At 70.1% G+C, this 16,471-nt stretch carries 23 protein-coding genes; 5 read left to right on the top strand and 18 right to left on the bottom strand.

Annotation, left to right across the window (positions count from 1 at the left end; all coding sequences use genetic code 11):
• Positions 1-115 precede the first annotated feature (115 nt).
• Positions 116-541: an aldo/keto reductase gene (locus HAV40_RS33515; RefSeq protein WP_166388297.1), complete on the bottom strand. Its 426-nt coding sequence runs from the start codon at positions 539-541 to the stop codon at positions 116-118.
• A gap of 98 nt (positions 542-639) precedes the next feature.
• Between HAV40_RS33515 and HAV40_RS33510 the strand changes: the two genes are divergently transcribed.
• Genes HAV40_RS33510 through HAV40_RS33500 form a run of 3 tightly spaced genes read left to right on the top strand, consistent with a single transcriptional unit; the run spans position 640 to position 1,831 of the window.
• A complete protein-coding gene (locus tag HAV40_RS33510) occupies positions 640-1,122 on the top strand; it encodes a hypothetical protein (RefSeq protein WP_166388296.1) in 483 nt (160 codons plus the stop codon).
• Positions 1,119-1,409, top strand: coding sequence for a hypothetical protein (locus tag HAV40_RS33505; RefSeq protein WP_166388295.1), 291 nt, complete (start codon positions 1,119-1,121; stop codon positions 1,407-1,409). The genes HAV40_RS33510 and HAV40_RS33505 overlap by 4 nt, the downstream gene beginning before the upstream one ends.
• On the top strand, positions 1,406-1,831 hold the full coding sequence (locus HAV40_RS33500; RefSeq protein ID WP_166388294.1) for a hypothetical protein: 426 nt from the start codon (positions 1,406-1,408) through the stop codon (positions 1,829-1,831). Before HAV40_RS33505 ends, HAV40_RS33500 begins: the two co-directional genes overlap by 4 nt.
• Positions 1,832-1,872: 41 nt before the next feature.
• Here the strand turns inward: HAV40_RS33500 and HAV40_RS33495 are convergent, their stop codons facing one another.
• The 15 genes from HAV40_RS33495 to HAV40_RS33425 are packed head-to-tail and all read right to left on the bottom strand — an operon-like array spanning position 1,873 to position 12,707.
• The gene (locus tag HAV40_RS33495) at positions 1,873-2,109 is read right to left on the bottom strand and encodes a hypothetical protein (protein WP_166388293.1); all 237 of its coding nucleotides are present in this window, start codon (positions 2,107-2,109) and stop codon (positions 1,873-1,875) included.
• Positions 2,109-2,804 carry a hypothetical protein gene (locus HAV40_RS33490; protein WP_166388292.1) on the bottom strand — a complete coding sequence of 232 codons (696 nt, stop codon included), beginning with the start codon at positions 2,802-2,804 and terminating at the stop codon, positions 2,109-2,111. The genes HAV40_RS33495 and HAV40_RS33490 overlap by 1 nt, the downstream gene beginning before the upstream one ends.
• Positions 2,801-3,502 (bottom strand): glycine-rich domain-containing protein, encoded by a 702-nt coding sequence (locus HAV40_RS33485; protein WP_166388291.1) that lies wholly within the window; start codon positions 3,500-3,502, stop codon positions 2,801-2,803. The genes HAV40_RS33490 and HAV40_RS33485 overlap by 4 nt, the downstream gene beginning before the upstream one ends.
• 4 nt (positions 3,503-3,506) lie before the next feature.
• Positions 3,507-5,702 carry a hypothetical protein gene (locus tag HAV40_RS33480; RefSeq protein ID WP_166388290.1) on the bottom strand — a complete coding sequence of 732 codons (2,196 nt, stop codon included), beginning with the start codon at positions 5,700-5,702 and terminating at the stop codon, positions 3,507-3,509.
• A complete protein-coding gene (locus HAV40_RS33475; protein WP_166388289.1) occupies positions 5,608-6,903 on the bottom strand; it encodes a phage tail tape measure protein in 1,296 nt (431 codons plus the stop codon). The genes HAV40_RS33480 and HAV40_RS33475 overlap by 95 nt, the downstream gene beginning before the upstream one ends.
• Positions 6,903-7,313 (bottom strand): HK97 gp10 family phage protein, encoded by a 411-nt coding sequence (locus HAV40_RS33470; protein ID WP_166388288.1) that lies wholly within the window; start codon positions 7,311-7,313, stop codon positions 6,903-6,905. Before HAV40_RS33470 ends, HAV40_RS33475 begins: the two co-directional genes overlap by 1 nt.
• Positions 7,310-7,471, bottom strand: a complete 162-nt coding sequence (locus tag HAV40_RS33465) for a hypothetical protein (protein ID WP_166388287.1) — start codon at positions 7,469-7,471, stop codon at positions 7,310-7,312. Before HAV40_RS33465 ends, HAV40_RS33470 begins: the two co-directional genes overlap by 4 nt.
• Positions 7,458-7,787, bottom strand: coding sequence for a hypothetical protein (locus HAV40_RS33460; protein ID WP_166388286.1), 330 nt, complete (start codon positions 7,785-7,787; stop codon positions 7,458-7,460). The genes HAV40_RS33465 and HAV40_RS33460 overlap by 14 nt, the downstream gene beginning before the upstream one ends.
• 10 nt (positions 7,788-7,797) lie before the next feature.
• Positions 7,798-8,202, bottom strand: coding sequence for a hypothetical protein (locus HAV40_RS33455; protein ID WP_166388285.1), 405 nt, complete (start codon positions 8,200-8,202; stop codon positions 7,798-7,800).
• Positions 8,203-8,214: 12 nt separating this feature from the next.
• Positions 8,215-8,625 (bottom strand): hypothetical protein, encoded by a 411-nt coding sequence (locus tag HAV40_RS33450; protein ID WP_166388284.1) that lies wholly within the window; start codon positions 8,623-8,625, stop codon positions 8,215-8,217.
• Positions 8,625-9,170 carry a head-tail connector protein gene (locus HAV40_RS33445; RefSeq protein WP_203672054.1) on the bottom strand — a complete coding sequence of 182 codons (546 nt, stop codon included), beginning with the start codon at positions 9,168-9,170 and terminating at the stop codon, positions 8,625-8,627. The genes HAV40_RS33450 and HAV40_RS33445 overlap by 1 nt, the downstream gene beginning before the upstream one ends.
• A gap of 40 nt (positions 9,171-9,210) precedes the next feature.
• Positions 9,211-9,630, bottom strand: coding sequence for a hypothetical protein (locus tag HAV40_RS33440; RefSeq protein ID WP_166388282.1), 420 nt, complete (start codon positions 9,628-9,630; stop codon positions 9,211-9,213).
• Between the two features lie 3 nt (positions 9,631-9,633).
• Positions 9,634-10,812 carry a phage major capsid protein gene (locus HAV40_RS33435; RefSeq protein WP_166388281.1) on the bottom strand — a complete coding sequence of 393 codons (1,179 nt, stop codon included), beginning with the start codon at positions 10,810-10,812 and terminating at the stop codon, positions 9,634-9,636.
• 4 nt (positions 10,813-10,816) lie between these two features.
• On the bottom strand, positions 10,817-11,482 hold the full coding sequence (locus HAV40_RS33430) for a head maturation protease, ClpP-related (RefSeq protein ID WP_166388280.1): 666 nt from the start codon (positions 11,480-11,482) through the stop codon (positions 10,817-10,819).
• A complete protein-coding gene (locus tag HAV40_RS33425) occupies positions 11,460-12,707 on the bottom strand; it encodes a phage portal protein (RefSeq protein WP_166388279.1) in 1,248 nt (415 codons plus the stop codon). The genes HAV40_RS33430 and HAV40_RS33425 overlap by 23 nt, the downstream gene beginning before the upstream one ends.
• A 34-nt stretch (positions 12,708-12,741) precedes the next feature.
• Here HAV40_RS33425 and HAV40_RS33420 point away from each other — a divergent pair, with 34 nt between their 5' ends.
• On the top strand, positions 12,742-13,047 hold the full coding sequence (locus HAV40_RS33420) for a terminase small subunit (RefSeq protein WP_166388278.1): 306 nt from the start codon (positions 12,742-12,744) through the stop codon (positions 13,045-13,047).
• A complete protein-coding gene (locus HAV40_RS33415) occupies positions 12,956-14,476 on the top strand; it encodes a terminase (RefSeq protein WP_166388277.1) in 1,521 nt (506 codons plus the stop codon). Before HAV40_RS33420 ends, HAV40_RS33415 begins: the two co-directional genes overlap by 92 nt.
• Before the next feature lie 79 nt (positions 14,477-14,555).
• On the opposite strand, the gene HAV40_RS33410 is transcribed toward HAV40_RS33415, so the two are convergent.
• Both HAV40_RS33410 and HAV40_RS33405 read right to left on the bottom strand, forming a co-directional pair.
• Positions 14,556-14,834 carry an HNH endonuclease gene (locus HAV40_RS33410; protein ID WP_166388276.1) on the bottom strand — a complete coding sequence of 93 codons (279 nt, stop codon included), beginning with the start codon at positions 14,832-14,834 and terminating at the stop codon, positions 14,556-14,558.
• Positions 14,835-14,990: 156 nt separating this feature from the next.
• Positions 14,991-16,388 (bottom strand): AAA family ATPase, encoded by a 1,398-nt coding sequence (locus tag HAV40_RS33405; RefSeq protein WP_166388275.1) that lies wholly within the window; start codon positions 16,386-16,388, stop codon positions 14,991-14,993.
• Between the last annotated feature and the right edge of the window lie 83 nt (positions 16,389-16,471).

Here is a 16,471-nt window from a genome sequence, read left to right as displayed (position 1 = left end):
CCGCGACCCCGCCCCGCGCCGCGACCCCGCCCCGCGCCGCGACCCCGCCCCGCGCCGCGACCCCGCGCCGCGACCCCGCCCCGCGACACCGCGCCGGGCGGGCGGGTGGGTCAGGTCACCAGGCCCAGGCTTCGGGGCCGGGGCCGCCCTTGCCTACGGGCGGGAAGAGTTCGTCGAGGCGGGTGAGGGTGTCCTCGTCGAGGGTGAGGGTGAGCGCGCCGAGGGTCTTGTCGAGCTGGTCGGCGGTGCGCGGGCCGATGATCGGCGCGGTCACGCCGGGCCGCGACAGCAGCCAGGCCAACGCCACGTCGGCGGGGTCGGCGTCGAGGGATTCGCACAGCTTCTCGTACGCCTCGATGGTGCCCCGGTGCTCGGCCAGGGCGTCGGTGGCGCGGCCATCGCCGGAGCGGGCCGCCGTACCGTCCTTGATCTTGCGCAGGGCGCCGCTCAGCAGCCCGCCGTGCAGCGGCGACCACGGGATGATGCCGACGCCGTACTGCTGCGCGGCCGGGATCACCTCCAGTTCGACGTGTCGCGTCATCAGCTAGATGGGTACCAAGCTAAACAGTCGAATATAAGGCAGCCCCGGACGGTGTTAGCGCACCGCGACCCGGGGCCTGACGGAGAGGTACCTCCGCTATGCGCAAGCGTAACGACAAGGACAACCCCCCGGTGACGCACCTGCCGTGGTGCCCGCCGGAGTGCCCGGCCGAGCGCGACCGTGTGCACATCGGCCCGGACCACGCGGTCGAGCTGAACCGCGGCGCGATGGACGTCTACATCTCCCAGGTCGCCGAGCCGGACGCCCAGGTCCGCATCGTCATGGTGGCCGGTGAGTGGGGCCTGCCGTCCGAGTTCCTGGAGCTGTCCCTGGACCAGGCGGCGAAGCTGGCGAACCTTCTCGGCGACCTGATCGTGAAGGCCGCCGAGGGCGAGCCGTCCCCGGTCGTCGACGAGGTCCAGGCGGCGCTGGAGAGCTACGGCCGCCGCCAGTACGCCAACGGCTACGTGGACGCCCTCGACGGCAAGCAGCCCGCCGAGCGCTGGCCCGTCAACGCGCCGCGCGCCGCGAAGACCTCGGACTGCAAGCCGGGCCGCGACGTCGTGTCGGTGAAGCTGTGACGGCCCCGGCCCCGCACCCGTCGTGGTGCCAGACCGTGCACGGCCGTGAGCGGCAGATGCACACCGGCGTCATCGGTGAGGTCGTCGGCGTGCCGGACCCCGGCGAGGACGTCGAGATCGTGCTCGTGGAGATGAACGACTTCCTCGACGGCCGGGGCGCGCTGGTGACCCTGGGCGTGTCCGGGGACGGCTCGTACTCGTCGGCGGACCTGACCGCTGGCCGCGCCCGGGAGGTCGCCTCGCTGCTCGGCCGGGCCGCCGACCTGCTCGACGGGGGTGCCCGATGAGCCAGGACACGCGCCGCGCCGACCTCGAGCGGAACCTGACGATCGCCGAGCAGTCCGGCTACGCGTACGTCGCCGAGCAGAACCGGCGGCTCCTGGCCGCGATGGACGCCCGTGAGGCGGCTCCCGAGGTGGCCCCGACCAACACGGAGCGCGCTCGGGCCCTCCGATCGCTCGTGTGGTCGTGGCTCCCGGAGGAGTCGATGCCGTGCGAGGGCGAGCGGCCGACCCCGGCTGAGTCGCGGGTGACCGTGCTGGCGACGCTGGAGCAGGTGCGGGAGGCTCAGCAGTTCCTGGCGAACTGGACCGACCGGCTGGTCCGGCTGGCGTCGGAGAACGGTGCGAGTAACCCGGACATCGGGGCGGCGCTCGGCGTCGGTAAGAACGCGATCTGGAAGCGGCTCCAGCGGGAGCCGGGCAAGTAGTAGTGCTGGTGGGGCGGGGTACACATCTGGTGTACCCCGCCTCAGCGTGTGGCGACCGCGAGCCCGAGCGACGCCAGGGACACGAGCAGCGCGACGGAGGGCAGCGGCCAGCGGCCCTTCTCCAGCGACCGGAGCCGGGCCTCGTGGTCGGCGTTGTCGCGCTCGTGCTCGTCCTGCTTCGACACGAGCCGCTCGACCTTCGTGTTGAGCACGATCAGTTGGTCGTATATCGCCCGGAGGTCGATGACGACGTACGGCGGGGGCTGGTCGAGTGCCATCAGCCGACCGCGAGCTTGTCCGCGAACTTCGCTACGACGGCGGCGGCGACCTCTTCGGGAGTCGCGCCGGTCTCCAGCAGCGGCCCGAGGGCGGCGGCCAGGGCCTGCTCGTCGACGTCGGTGAGCGGCCGGTTCAGCGCGGTGTAGAGCTGGTTCGGCTCGGTGACCGCCTTGGCGTACGCCGTGCCGAGGTCGGCCCGCGCCGGGATGAGCACGGTCGGCCGGTTGGCGAGGATCGCCTCCAGGCGGTAGTTCATGACGTGGAGCACCCACGCCTGCTGCGGTGTCATGTCGTCCTCCGTGAGCCATGGCTCGGTGTTGTCGTAGGGGCCTGTGCTCGCGCCGTCCGGGCCGACTCCGGCCGAGACGTGCACGTGGTCGTGGTAGTCGCCGGTGTGCTCGCGCCAGGCCCAGCCGCGGGCGGCGGACGCGATCCGGTCCTGGTAGATCACGTACTTGCCCGCGGGGTGTCGGCGGGCCCGGATCTCCTCGGCGAGCGCGCCCAGGTCGAGACCGTGGCCGGGCATGATGTCGATCGCGCACACCACGCCGGAGCGGTTCGGGTTGTGGTCGGACTCGCGGGCCTGGTGGTCGGGGTCGCCGATGTCGTACACGGTGGTCCGCGGGGACCGGGCGTGGATCTCTGCGGTGAGGACGTCGAGGCTGCGCGCGTTGCGGGCCATGGCCGTGCTCACACGAACCAGACGACGGAGACGAACCCGGCCGCACCGGCACCACCGGCCGACGCGCCGCCGCCACCGGACGCCACGGCACCCGACCCGCCCGCGCCCGGCTGCGTCCCGTTCTGCCCGGCCACGGTCTGGCTGCTGCTGCCGACCACGCGGCCCAGCCCGCCGCCGGGGCCGCCGCCGTTGCCCGACATGCCGAGCCCGGCGTCGCCCCACCCCTGGCCGCCAGGGAACCCCGGCAGGAGGATCTGGCCCGTGCCCGTTGCCGCGCCCGCCCCGCCAGCCACACCGAACGCCGCAGCGGAGCTCGCCGCGTTGGGGCCGCCCGAGCCGCCGAGCGCGATGACCAGAGTGCCGACCGACGTCGAGCCGCCGTTGCCACCGGTGCCGCCGCCCGACGCGCCCGCAGTGCCTGCCGCGCCGACCGTCACGGTCTCGCCCCCGGCCACCGACGCCGCGGACAGGAAGCTCTCGCTGTAGCCACCCGACCCGCCGCCGCCGCCCTTGGTGTGCTGGCTGGCGGTTGCCGCGGCGATGCCGCCGCCGCCACCTCCGCCGCCCCAGCACCGAATCCACACCCACTGCGCGCCGCTCGGCTTGGTCAGCGTGCCGCTGGCCCCGAACGTTGCCGTGACGAGCGTGTTGAACCAGGCTGCCCTCGCGACTGAGGCGATGGCCCAGTCACCCGATACCGGCTGCGTCATGTCCTCATCCCCATCTGAACGTGTCGGTGATCCACACCTGGTCACCTGTGCTGTGTGTCTTGTCGGTGCCTAGACGGACCAGCGTCAAGGTCAGGTTCGGGTGCGTGCCGGTGATGCCGGTGCACGAGTAGGTCAGGTTGTTGATCGTGACGTTCAGCGGGAACGCCCCCGGCTTGGTCGCGGTGGTCACCCACGTGTCGGTGCCGGTGGTGACGTCGGCCGCGGTCTCGCTGGTCGTCAGGTCCTCGGCCAGGAACGTGGTCGCCGCGCCCCACCGGGCCTGCCCGTTGGTCGGGCTGTCCGACGTCCAGATGCCGATGCGGTAGGCGCCCTCGGGCACGGTCACGAACGTCACCGTGCGGGTGTGGGAACCGATCGACTCGGTGTAGCCGGGCACGTGCAGCCGGGCCGTCCCGCGCGGGAGCCCGGCCAGGGTCATGAGGTCGCCGATGTCGACGCCCTCAACGTCGGCCTCGATGCTCGGCGTGGCGACCAGGTCCACGACCACGCGCGGATAGCGGGGGTCGGCGATGGTGCCCTTGGCGCGGTTCCAGCGGGCGATGTCGGGCAGGCTGGCGTCGTCGAGCGGGTTGACGTCGACCGTCGTGGACGTCCGCCCGACGCCGTCCGGCGGGGCGAGCACCGACATCGAGCCGGTCTCCTCAACCGAGCGCGCCGAGCCGGTCGGGCTCTTGGCCGTGACGTCGTTGCGGGTGTCGAGGTCGTCGATGTCGGGGTCGAGCGGCGGGGCGACGTGCGTCGGGAACGTCAGGTCGAGCACGGAGGTCTGGTTGAGCCGGTCCAGGCCGGTCCGGTAGGTCAGCCCGAGCGTCGCCCTGGTGTCGAAGATCAGGCCGTCGTCGGTGCTGGCGATCTCGGCGAACTGGTCGAGCACCGCCGCCGGTGTCTGCGGGCCCATCGGCTTGGAGTCGGCCGCGCTGCCCACGATCGTGGCGGTGATGCCCTCCTCGGTGCACAGCCGCTCGAACCGGTCCGCGGCCAGCTCCCCCACCCAGCCGGCCGACGCGTCGGTGCCCGGCCCGGCGGTCGCGTCCATGTAGACGTTGACCTGCCCGATGGCGGGGATCTTCGTACCGACCTCACCGACCTGGTTGAGGCTGATGCTGGTCATCCGAGTCAGGGTCGACGACGCGAGCAGCGTGACCGTCCGCGCGACACCGTTGATGTACATCTCGGTGACGACGTTCGTGCCGGACTGGTAGACCCGCACCCGGATGTGCCGGGTAGCGCCGTCGTACACGTCGCCCTCATCGACGGCGTCGTCGCGCTGGAAGGCGCCCAGCTGGTTGGTCGTGAAGGTGAACACCTCACCGGCGGTGTCGGTCTCGATCTCGACGCGCTCGGTGTCGCCCGTGCTGCCGGTCGCGGCGAACTGCATGCGCAGCGCCGACACCGAGAACCCGCCGGTGAACCCTCCGGCCTGCCACCGGCTCATGAACTCGACTTGGTAGCCGGTCGTGGTGACGAGCGTGTGCGCCGGGATCGGCAGGTCGATGCGCGTGCCGTTGGACAGGTCGACGATTCCGGACGTGCCGCCGACGCCATCGGTGAGCAGCTGCAACGGCTGGCGTACGGCCGGGCCGACCGGCGACGCCACGATCTCGCCGGGCAGCACGCCAGCCGTGGGCGAGGTGAGGTCGAGTTCCAGCGGCCACCAGGCCAGCGGCGAGGCCGACGACAGCGCGCGGGTCAGCGCCGACTGCAGTACCTTCTCGCCCTGGCCGAGCCGCCACAGCTGCCCGGCGGCCTCGATGTGCACCCAGGCGTCGCCGCGCTGCTTGGCCAGGTCGACGTTCTCGGTGGACCGGCGGGGCTTGTACGACACGACCTCGCCGACGAAGCGGACCGAGCTGCCCTCCGAGATGCGCAGCGGAGTGTTGCGGCCAGCCTTGCCCGACAGCGGCGACAGCGGATTGCTCGGATCCCACTCGTCGGTGCGGTTGTCGAGCGTGAGGCTGGCCGTGGCCGGCGTGATGCTGCCCGACTCGGGGCTGCTGCCGCGGGTGATGCGGATGCCGTCGCGGATGTAGACCGGCACCTCGTTCCAGGTGCCTGCGTAGTACAGCTCGACGACCGCGTCCTGCTTAGGCACGGGAGCCTGCACGAACGAGAACGATGCCGCGACCACGGAGAGTACGAAGCATGACTTCAACCAGAGCATCGCCGAATTGCGTGCCATCAGACGCCACCTCCAACCTTCCGACGTTGCCACCGGAAGTGCTCGGAGTCACCCGCTCTCCGGCTTGAAGCAGCGTCATAACCTCCTGGCCGGGGGTGCCCGGAACGACACCTCCACTGTGGAACTTCGGCAGGCGCGGTGCACCGATCGTGTTGCCGCCGATGACCGGAACCCAGTCGGGTACGGACCATTGGAGCTTGCCGATGGTGTTGTTCCATGCGTCAGCGACGAAGTTGAATGCCGCGCGGAAGGGTCGGCCGATGAACTCGGCGACCTTCATGAACGCCGATCCGATCTTGGCGGGCAGCTCCTTGAGCCAGTTCCAGACGTCGACGGCGGTCTTCTTGATCCAGCCCCACGACACGCGCCACGCGTCCTGGAAAATGGTCGTCTTCGTGGCGATGAGCACGATGATGGCGATGAGCGCGCCGACCGCGATGATGATCAGACCGATCGGGTTTGCGGACATGGCGATGTTCCACAGCCACTGGGCGGCCGTCACCAGGCCGACGATGCCGACGAGCGCCGACAGGATCGGCGTGATCAGTTGCAGCTTCTCGGCCCACTCGGACAGGCCGGTCGGGTTCGCCTCGCGCTGAGCATCGGCCAGGTCGAGCTGGGCAGCCTCGGCGTCGATGACCGACTGGGTCGCGTCGCGGGTCGCCTGCTCCTGGTCGACGGTCGCCTGCTTCGCGTCCTGCTGGGCCTGCTTGAGGTCGAGCTGCGCCTGCTTGGCCTCGTCGGAGTTCTTCCCGTGCTCCTTGACCGCCGCGGCGTAGTCCTTGAGCGCCACCGACGCGTCGAGCGCGGCCTGCTCGGCGTCGATGGTGTACTGGCCGGAGTCGACCTGCGCCTGCTTGCCGTCCAGCAGCGCCTGGTTGTAGTCCTCCTGCGCCTGCGAGACGTCGTTGAGCGCGCGGGCCAGCCGGGCGCTGCGCAGGGTCGAGTACTGCTGGATGTCGTTGACGGCGGTCAGCGAGGCGCCCACCGAGTCGATCGCGTCGGTGGTGCCGGTGACCGCGCTGCCCAGCCTGCCCATGCGGGTGGCCAGGTCGGTGGACTCGGCGGCGGCCTTGGCGAAGTCGGCCGAGGCGGACGTCGCGGAGGTGCCGACGCCGGCCAGCGACTGCTCCCCCCGCTTGGCCTCCTTGGCGAGGGAGTCGGCGTCGCCCGCGAACGTGAGCGTGACTTTGTTCGCCATCAGCTGACCTCCAGCCCTGCGCCTTCAGCGACGCGCACGAGCGCGCCCTGCAAGATGTTGGTGAACTCGGCGTTGCCCTTGCGCAGCGTCGGGTACAGGTAGCGGCCCTCCTTGCGGAACGGGCGCTCCACCGACCGGTTCGGGCCGGTCTTGCCGCCGTAGTCGAGCCACGGCATGTACGGGGCCTTCGGGCCGCCCTCGCTCACGCGGACCGCGGTGCGGGTGGACGCGGCCTTGAGCGACGCCCTGGCCGCGCCCGTACGCGACGGGATCAGCGGCCGGGCCTCGGTGATGAGGTAGTCCGACGCCCCGTTGAGCGCGATCCGCAGCGCCTTGGGCGCGTCGGAGCTGACCTGCTTGAGGGAGCGCGAGAGCCGCGACAGGCCCTCAACGCCGACCCGCTCGATCATCCCCCGCCCCCTCTCGCCAGCTGCTCACGTTGTGCCTTGCGGCCGTAGTAGACGACCCAGCCCGTGTACTCCCCGCCGCTCATCTGCCGCATCTCGGCGACGGTCCGGCTGAGCCGTTCCGCGAGGTAGTACTCGAACTCCAGGTCAGTCGTTTCCATCTCCAGGTACGTCGCTTTTGGCGGCGTCCTTCCCGATGCCGGACAGCCGGTTCACCACCGACGACACGGCGTTGATCTCGTTGGGCAGCGACGACCGCTGCCACACGCCGACCTCATCCTCGGTGAGCTTCGGGTCGAGCAGCGCGGTCGACAGGCTGAACCGCTCCTGGGCCATCGCGTCGTCGGGGTACTTCTTCTGGGACAGCAGCACTTCGAACCGCGACAGGGCGCGGACGTGGACCGTGCCGACGCCGGGGATCTCGACGTCCTCCGTGGCGACCTCGACGCGGTTGGCGAGCAGCTTGCTCTTGTCCATGGGTGGCCCCTCAGGCTGACTGTGCGGTGGAGTCGATGGTGTCCGAGAACGTCATGTCGCACGACCAGGTCACGTAGTCCGCGACCGGGTTGCTCTCGGTGTACTTCTTGACCAGGACGTCGACCTTGTCCTGCGGCTTGGTGGAGCCGGTGCCCTCCGGCTGGCGGATGAACTCCACGACGGTGCCGACCAGCGGCTCGATGATGGCGCGCGGGCCACCCACCGCGGTGTCGTAGAACCCGCCCATGGTGGCGGAGCCGCCGAGCAGGCCACCGGCGACGACGTGAGCGTCCTTGCCGTACGTGGTGACGTCGTGCTCGTCGCCGTTCTTCTCGAAGTTGCTCGTGTTCGTGAAGGCGGACAGGTCGTCCCCGTCCAGCTTCACGACCGTGCGCTTGCTGTGCGCGAGTGCCATGGCCTGTCCTTCCTAAGCGCTTCCCGGCCCGCCGATGTCGAGCCGGAACAGAACGGAGATGTAGTCGATGCCCGCGATGGTGATCACGTCGAACTCGGCGGACTTCACGCGGACCTCGTCGAACGAGGTGTAGGTCCCGGACTCGATGACCTGCTTGACCGAGCGCGTGCCCGAGCCGGCCGCGTAGGCGGAGATGCGGTCGCGTGCCCCGCGGTCGGTAGCCTTGCCCTCGACGATCACGATGGGCAGGTCGAGGATCACGTCCACGCCGCGCCCGTAGGTGGCGTCGAACTCGACGCGGTCCGGGTACGACACGATGCCCGCGGGCGGGGTGACGGTCGGCGGGGGGAAGTCGGACACCCGGAGTCCGGAGATGGTGTTCAGCCGGGCGCCCAGCTCGTCCATGACGGCGTTCAGGTCCATCAGGCAGCCCACCTCTCGCGCCGGTACTTCGACCCGAGCGACGTCTTGAGGTCGGGGTCGAGGGTGGCCAGGAGCCGGAGTTCGCTGCCCTCGGTGGGCGAGCCAGCGACACCGAACGGGCTGTCGCGCCGGGCCGACAGCCGCGCGCCCTGGAGCAGCGCGGCGTTCTTCACCGGCACGGGCACCGACGTCCAGCCCCACGGCGCGGTGATGAGCAGCGGGCCGGACACGTTGACCGCGATGCGCTCGTACGGCTTGCCCTTCTTGAGCGCGTTCACGGGCAGCAGTGAGTAGTCGGTGACCTCGTTCGCGTCGGCGTCGAGCACGACCAGGTCGTCGACGTCCATCACGTCGTCGATGAACCCGATGTAGCAGCCGAGGTGTCGGTCGTACTGGGTGGTGTACTCGCGCTCCTCGGCGGTGACGCTGCCGAACTGCCGGTGGCAGAACCCGTCGACGGCACGGGATGCGGTCGTGGCCCAGACAGCGAGCAGCGTGTCGTCGAGGTTGTCGTCGATCCGCAGATACGACTTCAACTCCGACAACGTCACATAGTCCGGTTCCCAGGCCACGACCGCGCTCCCGTCAGAACCCGTGCGGGATGGCGAGCAGGACCACGCGGATCACGTGGGTGTCGGTGGTGCCCGACGCGCGGGTAGCCCGCACGCGGATCCATGGGCGCCCAGCCTGGAGCTGGATGCCGACGACCGCGTACTGGTTGCCGGTGCCGCCGGTCAGCGCGCCGGTCGTGACCGCCGTGGCCGGGGTGCCGATCGAGCCCGCGTTGTCCGGGGCGTCCTGCACCGAGAACGTGGTCGTGTCCGTGGTGCCCGACGTGCTCGCGGTGATGACCGCGACGAGTCGGTCGCCCGGCTGGAAGTTCGCGCCGACCGCGACCTTGACGTCGTCGGGGGTGCCGAAGTCGACGTTGGTCGTGGTGACCGTGGCGATGGACGCGGTGCCCGTGGCGAGCACGCGCGGCCGGACGAGTTCACGAGAGGTCATGGCTCAGCTCTTTCCGCTCAGCGCGATGTACGCGTTGGTGTCCTGCTGGGTGGCGTCCATCCGGGCCCAGGCCGTGAACTCGACCTGCCGGTTGGCCATGCGGCTGTACGGGTTGACGAGCAGCTGCACGCTCTTGACGTCGCGGATGACGTAGCCCTGGCGGATGTCGCCGAACGCGCCGAACAGGTCGGTGCTGTCGTCGACGTCCAGGTCGGGCATGGCCTGGTCGATGGTTACCGGGTAGCCCAGCACCGTGGTCTCGTTCAGCGCGGTCTGGATGTTGCCCGCGTTCGAGATAGCGATCGGGTCGCCGTGGCTGTCCTTGAGCTTCTGGATCACGGCCATGGTGGCGTCGTTCCACACCCAGCGCGCCGAGCCGCGGTAGGCCGGGTCCACGCTGTGGATCCAGTTCACGAGGTCGTCGTAGGTGATGCCGGTGTTCGCCGCGGTCTGGACCGGGGTGCGTCCGGTGATCAGGCCGAGCGGCTGCTTGACGCCGGTGCCGGTCGCCAGGTGGGTCGCCTGGATGCGGGCGATGCGGGTGCCGAGCAGCCGGGCGAGCAGGCTCTCGACGTCGAACGCCGAGTCCTGGAGCAGCTCGAGCGAGACCCGCAGCGGAGTGCTGGAGCCGCCGCCGGCCGCGTAGCTGTACGAGCTGAGCGCGTTCGAGCCGAACACGACGTCCGCGCCCGCGCTGAACGTGCCGCCCTCCTCGACGATCTCGCCGACGTTGGCGGTGTCGTCCAGGGTCGGCCACTCCACCGGGTTGCCGTTGCCGGTCGAGTAGCGCTCGGCGATACCGCCGATGCCACCGAACGCCTTCATCTTCTCGACGAGCTTCGTGCGGAAGCCCTGCGGCACGAGGAAGCCACCCTCGGACGGGACGCCCTCCGACTGCGCGTTGCTGATCAGGTCAGCGTTCGGCTTGCCGGTCCGGAGGTAGTTGTTGAACGCGGCGTCGTAGGTGTCCTCCACGCGGGTGCCCGTACGGGGCAGACCAGCGGGGATGGTCACGGTGTTGTACGCGGCGTTGCGCTTGCGGATCTCGTCGGACTGGCGGACCGAAGTGAGCTCGGCCTCCATGCCCTCGTAGTTGGCGACCTCTTCGGCGGACAGGCTGCGCCCGGCCGCGCCGTCGATGAGCGCCGTCATCGCGGTGGTGATCTCTTCGATCGTCCGCACGGTGTCACCCCTTCTGCAGTACGCGGGCGCGAGCCCGGATCAGCTGCGACGTCCGGTCTTCCGGCGTCGGTGTGTCGTTGCCGACGCGGTCAGCGAGACCCGCGTCTACCGCCGCGTGGGCGGTGTACCAGGTGCCCGACCGGTTGTTGGCGAGCATCGCGGCCCGCCAGTCGGAGGGCTTGCCACCGGCACGATCGGCGTAGACAGCCGCGATCGTGTCGGACGTCTCGTCGAGCAGGTCGGCGTACTCGCGGAGGTCTCCGGCGTTGCCGAGCGCTACGCCCATCGCGTCGTGGATCATCATTCGGGCGGGCTTCTCGATGACGATCTCGTCACCGGCCATGGCGATGAACGACGCGGCGGAGGCCGCCAGGCCGTCAACGTGGGTTGTCACCTTGGCCCGGTGGTTCTTGAGCGCCGAGTAGATCGCGATGCCGTCGAAGACGTAGCCGCCGGGGCTGTTGATGTGCAGGTCGATGTCGTCCACGTCCAGGGCGTGCATCTGCTGGACGAAGTCGTCCGCAGTCAGGTCCCAGCCGCCGACGACGTCGTAGACGTAGACCTTGGCCCGCGTGCCCTTCGTGGCGTTGACGATCCGCAGCGACCAGCTCGGCGCACCGTTGATCGGCCGGAACCGGGCGGCGCGGTCACTCAGCTGCCGGAGGTCCATCCGTCTCCTCCTCTTCGTCCTCGGTGGGCGCCGGGAGCGGCGGAGGTGGCGGCGGGATCAGCTCGTCCCCACCCTCGACGGGCGGCAGGTTGAGCCGCTTGCGCGCCTCGTTCACCGAGAGGATCGGCTTGCCGCCGGTTTGCTTCATCAGCAGCTCGACCTCGTCCTTGGGCGACGGGCGCTCCAGCCCGGCGAAGTCGAACGCCACGAACCGCGGCTGAGCCAGCAGCCGGGAGTTGCGCTGCTCGAACCGCTGCGCCCACGGCGACAGCACGGTCCGGCCGAGCCCGCGGTTCTGCTCCTCGATGCCGGTGCCCCAGCTGGTCTGCTTGTCGGTCTGCATGAGCAGCGTCGGGTGCACACCCCACCAGCGGGCGATCTCCTCGATCGAGAACTGCCGCGACTGGAGGAACTGCGCGTCGACCGCGGACAGCGTCCAGGGCGTGAACGTCAGCCGCCGGTTGACCACGGCGATGGCTCCGGCGTTGTCCCAGCCGGACACGTTCTGGTTCAGCTGCCGCTTGATCTCGCCGACCTCTTCGGGCTCCATGTCCTCTTCGGGGGAGACCAGGCCGGAAACGAGCGCGCCGGACGAGAACATCTTGGCCGCGGCCCGGTCGCCGGCCGCGGCGGTGCCCAGCGAGTTGCGGGCCACCTGCAGGGGCGACAGGCCGCGGAGACCGTCCATCGACAGCGCCGGGATGTGGGTGATGTGCTCGGCGTCGAACCGGGCCGCCTTGCCGTCCTTGAGGGTGACGTCGAACCACTTGCCACCGAGCGGCAGCTTGCCCGACCGGTACTCGTCCATGGTCGGCTCGACGATGTTCACGCCCAACGGGTGCAGCAGCTCCAGGGAGACCAGGCCACCGGCGTCGTTGCGGACGTGGAACTCGAAGCAGTTGCCGTGCAGCAGCAGGTGCGCGAACGCGGTCTCTTTCCACTCGTACGGCGTGGGCCCGTACTGCCCGCCGGGGTTGTCGAAGATCGACCCGACAGGCTCGGTCTCGCCGTCCGCGGTGGTGCGCAGCGAGCGCAGGGGCAGCGACGCGAGCGTGCCCGCGATGACCGCGACGGAGCGCCAGACGGCGGACAGGGCGAGCACGGACGACTCGCTGATGTCGACGCCGGAGTAGTTCTCGGCACCGGTGCTGAACCACTTCGCCAGCGCGGGGTCGGAGATGGACAGCGCGTTCCGCACCCACCTGCGAATCCTCGGCCACCTCATGCCCATAGCATACTATGCGCTGTACCGTATAGATATGCAGTCCTTGTCGGAGTGGTTCGAGGTGGCGTTGGCGGCCACGACGGTGGAGGACCGCGACCGCGCGACGGTCGAGCTGGCCCGCTCCTACTGCCTGGCGATCGACGCTGAGGCACCGCTCGACAAGTTCGGCCCGCTGCTGCTCAAGGCCCTTGAGGCGCTGGCCATGACGCCGCGCTCCCGCCTCACGACGGACAAGGGAGGTGCGACCAATGACGATCAGCCCAGCCCTCTCGACGAGCTCCGCGCCCGCCGCCGTACTCGGGCACACCGTGCCGCGGCTGTGGACGCCACCGCTTCGTGAGCTGACCCCGGACACCTCCTACGGGTTCGAGCTGATCGACTTCGCGCGGTCCATCGACTGGCCCCTCGACCCGTACCAGGAGTGGCTGGCCATTCACATGGGCGAGCTGCTGCCCGATGGGCGCCCACGGTTCCGCACGTACCTCGCGCTCATCGCCCGGCAGAACGGCAAGTCCCTGTTCTGCAAGCTGCTCATCCTCTACTGGATGTTCGTCGACCAGGTGCCACTGATCGTCGGCACGTCGACCAGCCGCGACATGGCGAAGGTGTCCTGGCGCGAGACCATCGAGATGGCCGAGGGCATCGACCTGCTCCGTGCCGAGATGGCCCCGCTGCACACCCGCGAGACGATCGGCGAAGAGGCGTTCTTCAACCTGGCCGGGAGCCGCTACCGGTTCGCCGCCCCGAACCGCCGCGCCGGCCGATCCCTCACCGTGCACCGGGCCCTGCTCGACGAGCTGCGCGAGCACTCGACGTGGGACGTGTGGAACGCGCTCGTGAAGGCGATGACCGCGGTGCCCGACGCGCAGGCCATCTGCGTCACGAACCAGGGCGACATGAACGCCGTCGTGCTGGACTCGCTGCGCGACATGGCCATCGAGTACATCGAGACCGGCGTCGGCGACCCGCGTCTCGGGCTGGCCGAGTGGTCCGCGCCGAACGGCTGCGACCCGACCGATCCCGACGCCATCGCCATGGCCAATCCGAACCTCGGGCGGCGCATCGAGCTGGACTCCATCATCGGCGACGCCATGCGCGCCAAGCGGGCTGGTGGCATCGAGCTGGCCGGGTTCCGCACCGAGACGCTGTGCCAGCGGGTCACGATGCTCGACGCGGCGATCGACGAGGACGCGTGGACAGCTGCGGGCACCGACACCCCGATCGACCTCGCCGACCACCGCAAGCAGGTCGCGCTGTGCTTCGACGTGGCGCTGGACATGACGCACGCAACCCTGGTCGCCGCAGCCACGATCGACGGCACCACGCACGTCGAGGTCGTCCAGACGTGGAACGGGTACGGCTGCACCAAGCAGATGCGCGCCGACCTGCCCGGTCTGGTCGAGCAGATCAAGCCCCGCACCCTGGCGTGGTTCCCCGGTGGGCCGAGCGCGTCGGTGGCGGCGGACCTCGCCAAGCGGCCCGGTCGTCGGGCGTGGCCACCGCGCCGGGTCGTCGTCGAGGAGCTGAAGGCTGAGACGCCCGCGGTGTGCATGGGCCTGGCCGAGGTGGTGCTCGCCGGTGAGGTCCAGCACCCGAAGGACGACGTGCTCACCGGTCACGTGAAGGCCACCCAGAAGCTGATGCAGGGCGACCGGTGGGTGTTCACGCGCCGGGGCAGCACGCCCATCGACGGCACATACGCGCTGGCCGGTGCGGTCCACGCGGCCCGCACGCTACCCCCTCCGCCGCCGCCCCTGGCCGTGGCCTGATCGCACACACAAAAACCGGGCGGCGGGTGTTCCGTGGCTGGGGGTCGCTGAACTTTTGGGGCGTTCGCAAAGTTGCAGCTCACCAGCTGGACACCCGCTTCGGTGGTGGCTCGTGCTGGGGCTGTGCCTTCTTGCGTGCGAGGTTGCAGGCCTGGCACGCAGCGCGGCAGTTCGCTGGGTCGTACTTCTGCCCGCCCATGCTGAGCAGCACGATGTGGTCCACGTGCCCACCGTCGAGGGGTGCTGTCTTGGTGCAGCCCTTGCCCTGGATCTGGCAGGTGTAGCGGTCGCGGGCGAGGATGGCGGCTCGGAACGCACGCCATCGCGTGTCCGATCCTCCCCGCCATTCCTTGCTCACTGTGCGCCCCTCAGCTTGGCTGCGTGCCTTGCCCTCAGTCCGTGCTGTCGTGCCTCGTGCAGCTGCTTGCGTACGGCTGCGCTGGTGGCCTTGCGTGCGGCGTACGCCTCAGCGCGCTCCCTGGCCTTGTCTGCGATCACGTCCTCCAGGCCGGGGTCAGGGGAGGTCATCGCGGGCCCACTGCTGCGCGACGTCGTCTACGCCATCAGCCCAGCCCTCAGGCCACAGCTCCTCTGTGAAGTGCTCTGTGGCGTCCTGGGCACCCTTGCCACGTGCCACTTCTGCCACATCCGCCACATCGCATGTGGCACTTGTGGCAGTCCCCTCATCATCATCACTACTACTACTGGGTGTGTGAGCTGTGTGTGTGGCAGATGTGGCAGTTGTGGCAGGCCCCATGGGAGTAGGTGTGGAGTAGGTGCCACGTCCGGGCTGGGCCAGCTCTCCGGCGTCCAGGAGGCGGCGTAGCTCCTTGCGGAGCGTCCCGGAGTTCAGATGTGGCAACGCCTTCTCGACGTCGCCCGCTGAGACGGGCCGGAAGACGGAGCGGACGTACTGGAGGATCTGCTGGGCGGTGTCCCCGCGGGGCTTCTTGCGCTTGCCCGCGCCGAGCCCGTTCAGGGCCTGCTCTGCGCTGCGGTCGGTCTCGCCGAGCCAGTAGAGCCGCCCTACGTTCGCTGGGCCTTCGTCGGTCTCCACGATGTGGTTCCGGATGGTGTACGTCATGTTCGGGTGGTCGGAGCGTCCCAGGTTGTTCTTGGCCTGGCTGAGGATGACGACGCGCTCCTTGGGCTCCCTGGGGGTGTCGTCCTCGTCCTCCTCGTCCCGGTCGTCGACCGCTACGGCCAGGGCGGCGCGGGCGACCTCCGCGAACGCCCGGGAGCCTGCGATCTTCGTCAGGACGTCGGTGCCGGTGCTCTTGTTGAAGTGGCACAGCATCACCACGGCCATGCCGTAGCGCTCGGCAGCGCGGCGGAGGCCTTCCAGCGCGGGGCGCACCTCGGGCGTCTTGAAGGTGTCGATCCGGTCGTCCAGGAACGACAGGCCGGGGTCGAGCATGAGCACGGACGCGCCGACGTCGAGGCCAGCGGCCATGACCTCCGAGTTGTCCTTGGGCAGCGTCATCTTGGCCTTGCCGGTCTCGATGTCGACGACGTCCACGCGGTAGACCAGGTCCAGGTTGGCCCGTGCGGCGATGAGGCGGGGCACGATGGTGTGCTCCCAGGAGTCCTCGGCGGCGGCGTACAGCACGGCGCGCGGGGTGCCCTCGAACTCGCCGGGCAGCTCCCCGCGGGTGATGGCACGCACCATCCACGCGAGGAAGGTCGACTTGCCGGACCCTTCGCGCCCGGCCACGAGCGTGATCTCGCCGGTGGGAACGCGGCCGTCCCACAGCCACTTCACCCGCTTGGGCTTGATCGCGGACGCTCGGGTGAGGACCACTCTGCGCCCGGGTGGCGCTGGCGGGGTCGCCGCGCCCAGGTCGACGGCGGGCCCACACCCGCACATCTCGCGCAGGTTGGCGTGCGGTGTGCAGAAGTCGGGGTCAGCCACGGGTCACCGCGCGCCGGACGCACTCGTAGCACCAGTCCCAGCGGGGGGAGCTGCCTGGCCGGACGACGGGCCGCATCCGGACG

Origin of the sequence: Catellatospora methionotrophica (genome assembly GCF_011297335.1) — a bacterium.
In the GTDB taxonomy this organism is placed as follows: domain Bacteria; phylum Actinomycetota; class Actinomycetes; order Mycobacteriales; family Micromonosporaceae; genus Catellatospora; species Catellatospora methionotrophica.
The sequence above is the reverse complement of the archived record's forward strand: the minus strand, read 5'-3'. Positions and strand labels throughout refer to the sequence as shown.

What these genes read in the sequence shown, in the direction of transcription:
- HAV40_RS33485 (WP_166388291.1), bottom strand. Translation starts at nt 3,502, where the DNA reads ATGACGCAGCCGGTATCGGGTGACTGGGCCATCGCCTCAGTCGCGAGG.
- HAV40_RS33480 (WP_166388290.1), bottom strand. Translation starts at nt 5,702, where the DNA reads ATGGCACGCAATTCGGCGATGCTCTGGTTGAAGTCATGCTTCGTACTC.
- HAV40_RS33415 (WP_166388277.1), top strand. Translation starts at nt 12,956, where the DNA reads ATGACGATCAGCCCAGCCCTCTCGACGAGCTCCGCGCCCGCCGCCGTA.
- HAV40_RS33515 (WP_166388297.1), bottom strand. Translation starts at nt 541, where the DNA reads ATGACGCGACACGTCGAACTGGAGGTGATCCCGGCCGCGCAGCAGTAC.
- HAV40_RS33440 (WP_166388282.1), bottom strand. Translation starts at nt 9,630, where the DNA reads ATGACCTCTCGTGAACTCGTCCGGCCGCGCGTGCTCGCCACGGGCACC.
- HAV40_RS33495 (WP_166388293.1), bottom strand. Translation starts at nt 2,109, where the DNA reads ATGGCACTCGACCAGCCCCCGCCGTACGTCGTCATCGACCTCCGGGCG.
- HAV40_RS33465 (WP_166388287.1), bottom strand. Translation starts at nt 7,471, where the DNA reads ATGGAAACGACTGACCTGGAGTTCGAGTACTACCTCGCGGAACGGCTC.
- HAV40_RS33500 (WP_166388294.1), top strand. Translation starts at nt 1,406, where the DNA reads ATGAGCCAGGACACGCGCCGCGCCGACCTCGAGCGGAACCTGACGATC.
- HAV40_RS33420 (WP_166388278.1), top strand. Translation starts at nt 12,742, where the DNA reads ATGCAGTCCTTGTCGGAGTGGTTCGAGGTGGCGTTGGCGGCCACGACG.
- HAV40_RS33425 (WP_166388279.1), bottom strand. Translation starts at nt 12,707, where the DNA reads ATGAGGTGGCCGAGGATTCGCAGGTGGGTGCGGAACGCGCTGTCCATC.
- HAV40_RS33475 (WP_166388289.1), bottom strand. Translation starts at nt 6,903, where the DNA reads ATGGCGAACAAAGTCACGCTCACGTTCGCGGGCGACGCCGACTCCCTC.
- HAV40_RS33510 (WP_166388296.1), top strand. Translation starts at nt 640, where the DNA reads ATGCGCAAGCGTAACGACAAGGACAACCCCCCGGTGACGCACCTGCCG.
- HAV40_RS33460 (WP_166388286.1), bottom strand. Translation starts at nt 7,787, where the DNA reads ATGGACAAGAGCAAGCTGCTCGCCAACCGCGTCGAGGTCGCCACGGAG.
- HAV40_RS33430 (WP_166388280.1), bottom strand. Translation starts at nt 11,482, where the DNA reads ATGGACCTCCGGCAGCTGAGTGACCGCGCCGCCCGGTTCCGGCCGATC.
- HAV40_RS33450 (WP_166388284.1), bottom strand. Translation starts at nt 8,625, where the DNA reads ATGGACCTGAACGCCGTCATGGACGAGCTGGGCGCCCGGCTGAACACC.
- HAV40_RS33470 (WP_166388288.1), bottom strand. Translation starts at nt 7,313, where the DNA reads ATGATCGAGCGGGTCGGCGTTGAGGGCCTGTCGCGGCTCTCGCGCTCC.
- HAV40_RS33455 (WP_166388285.1), bottom strand. Translation starts at nt 8,202, where the DNA reads ATGGCACTCGCGCACAGCAAGCGCACGGTCGTGAAGCTGGACGGGGAC.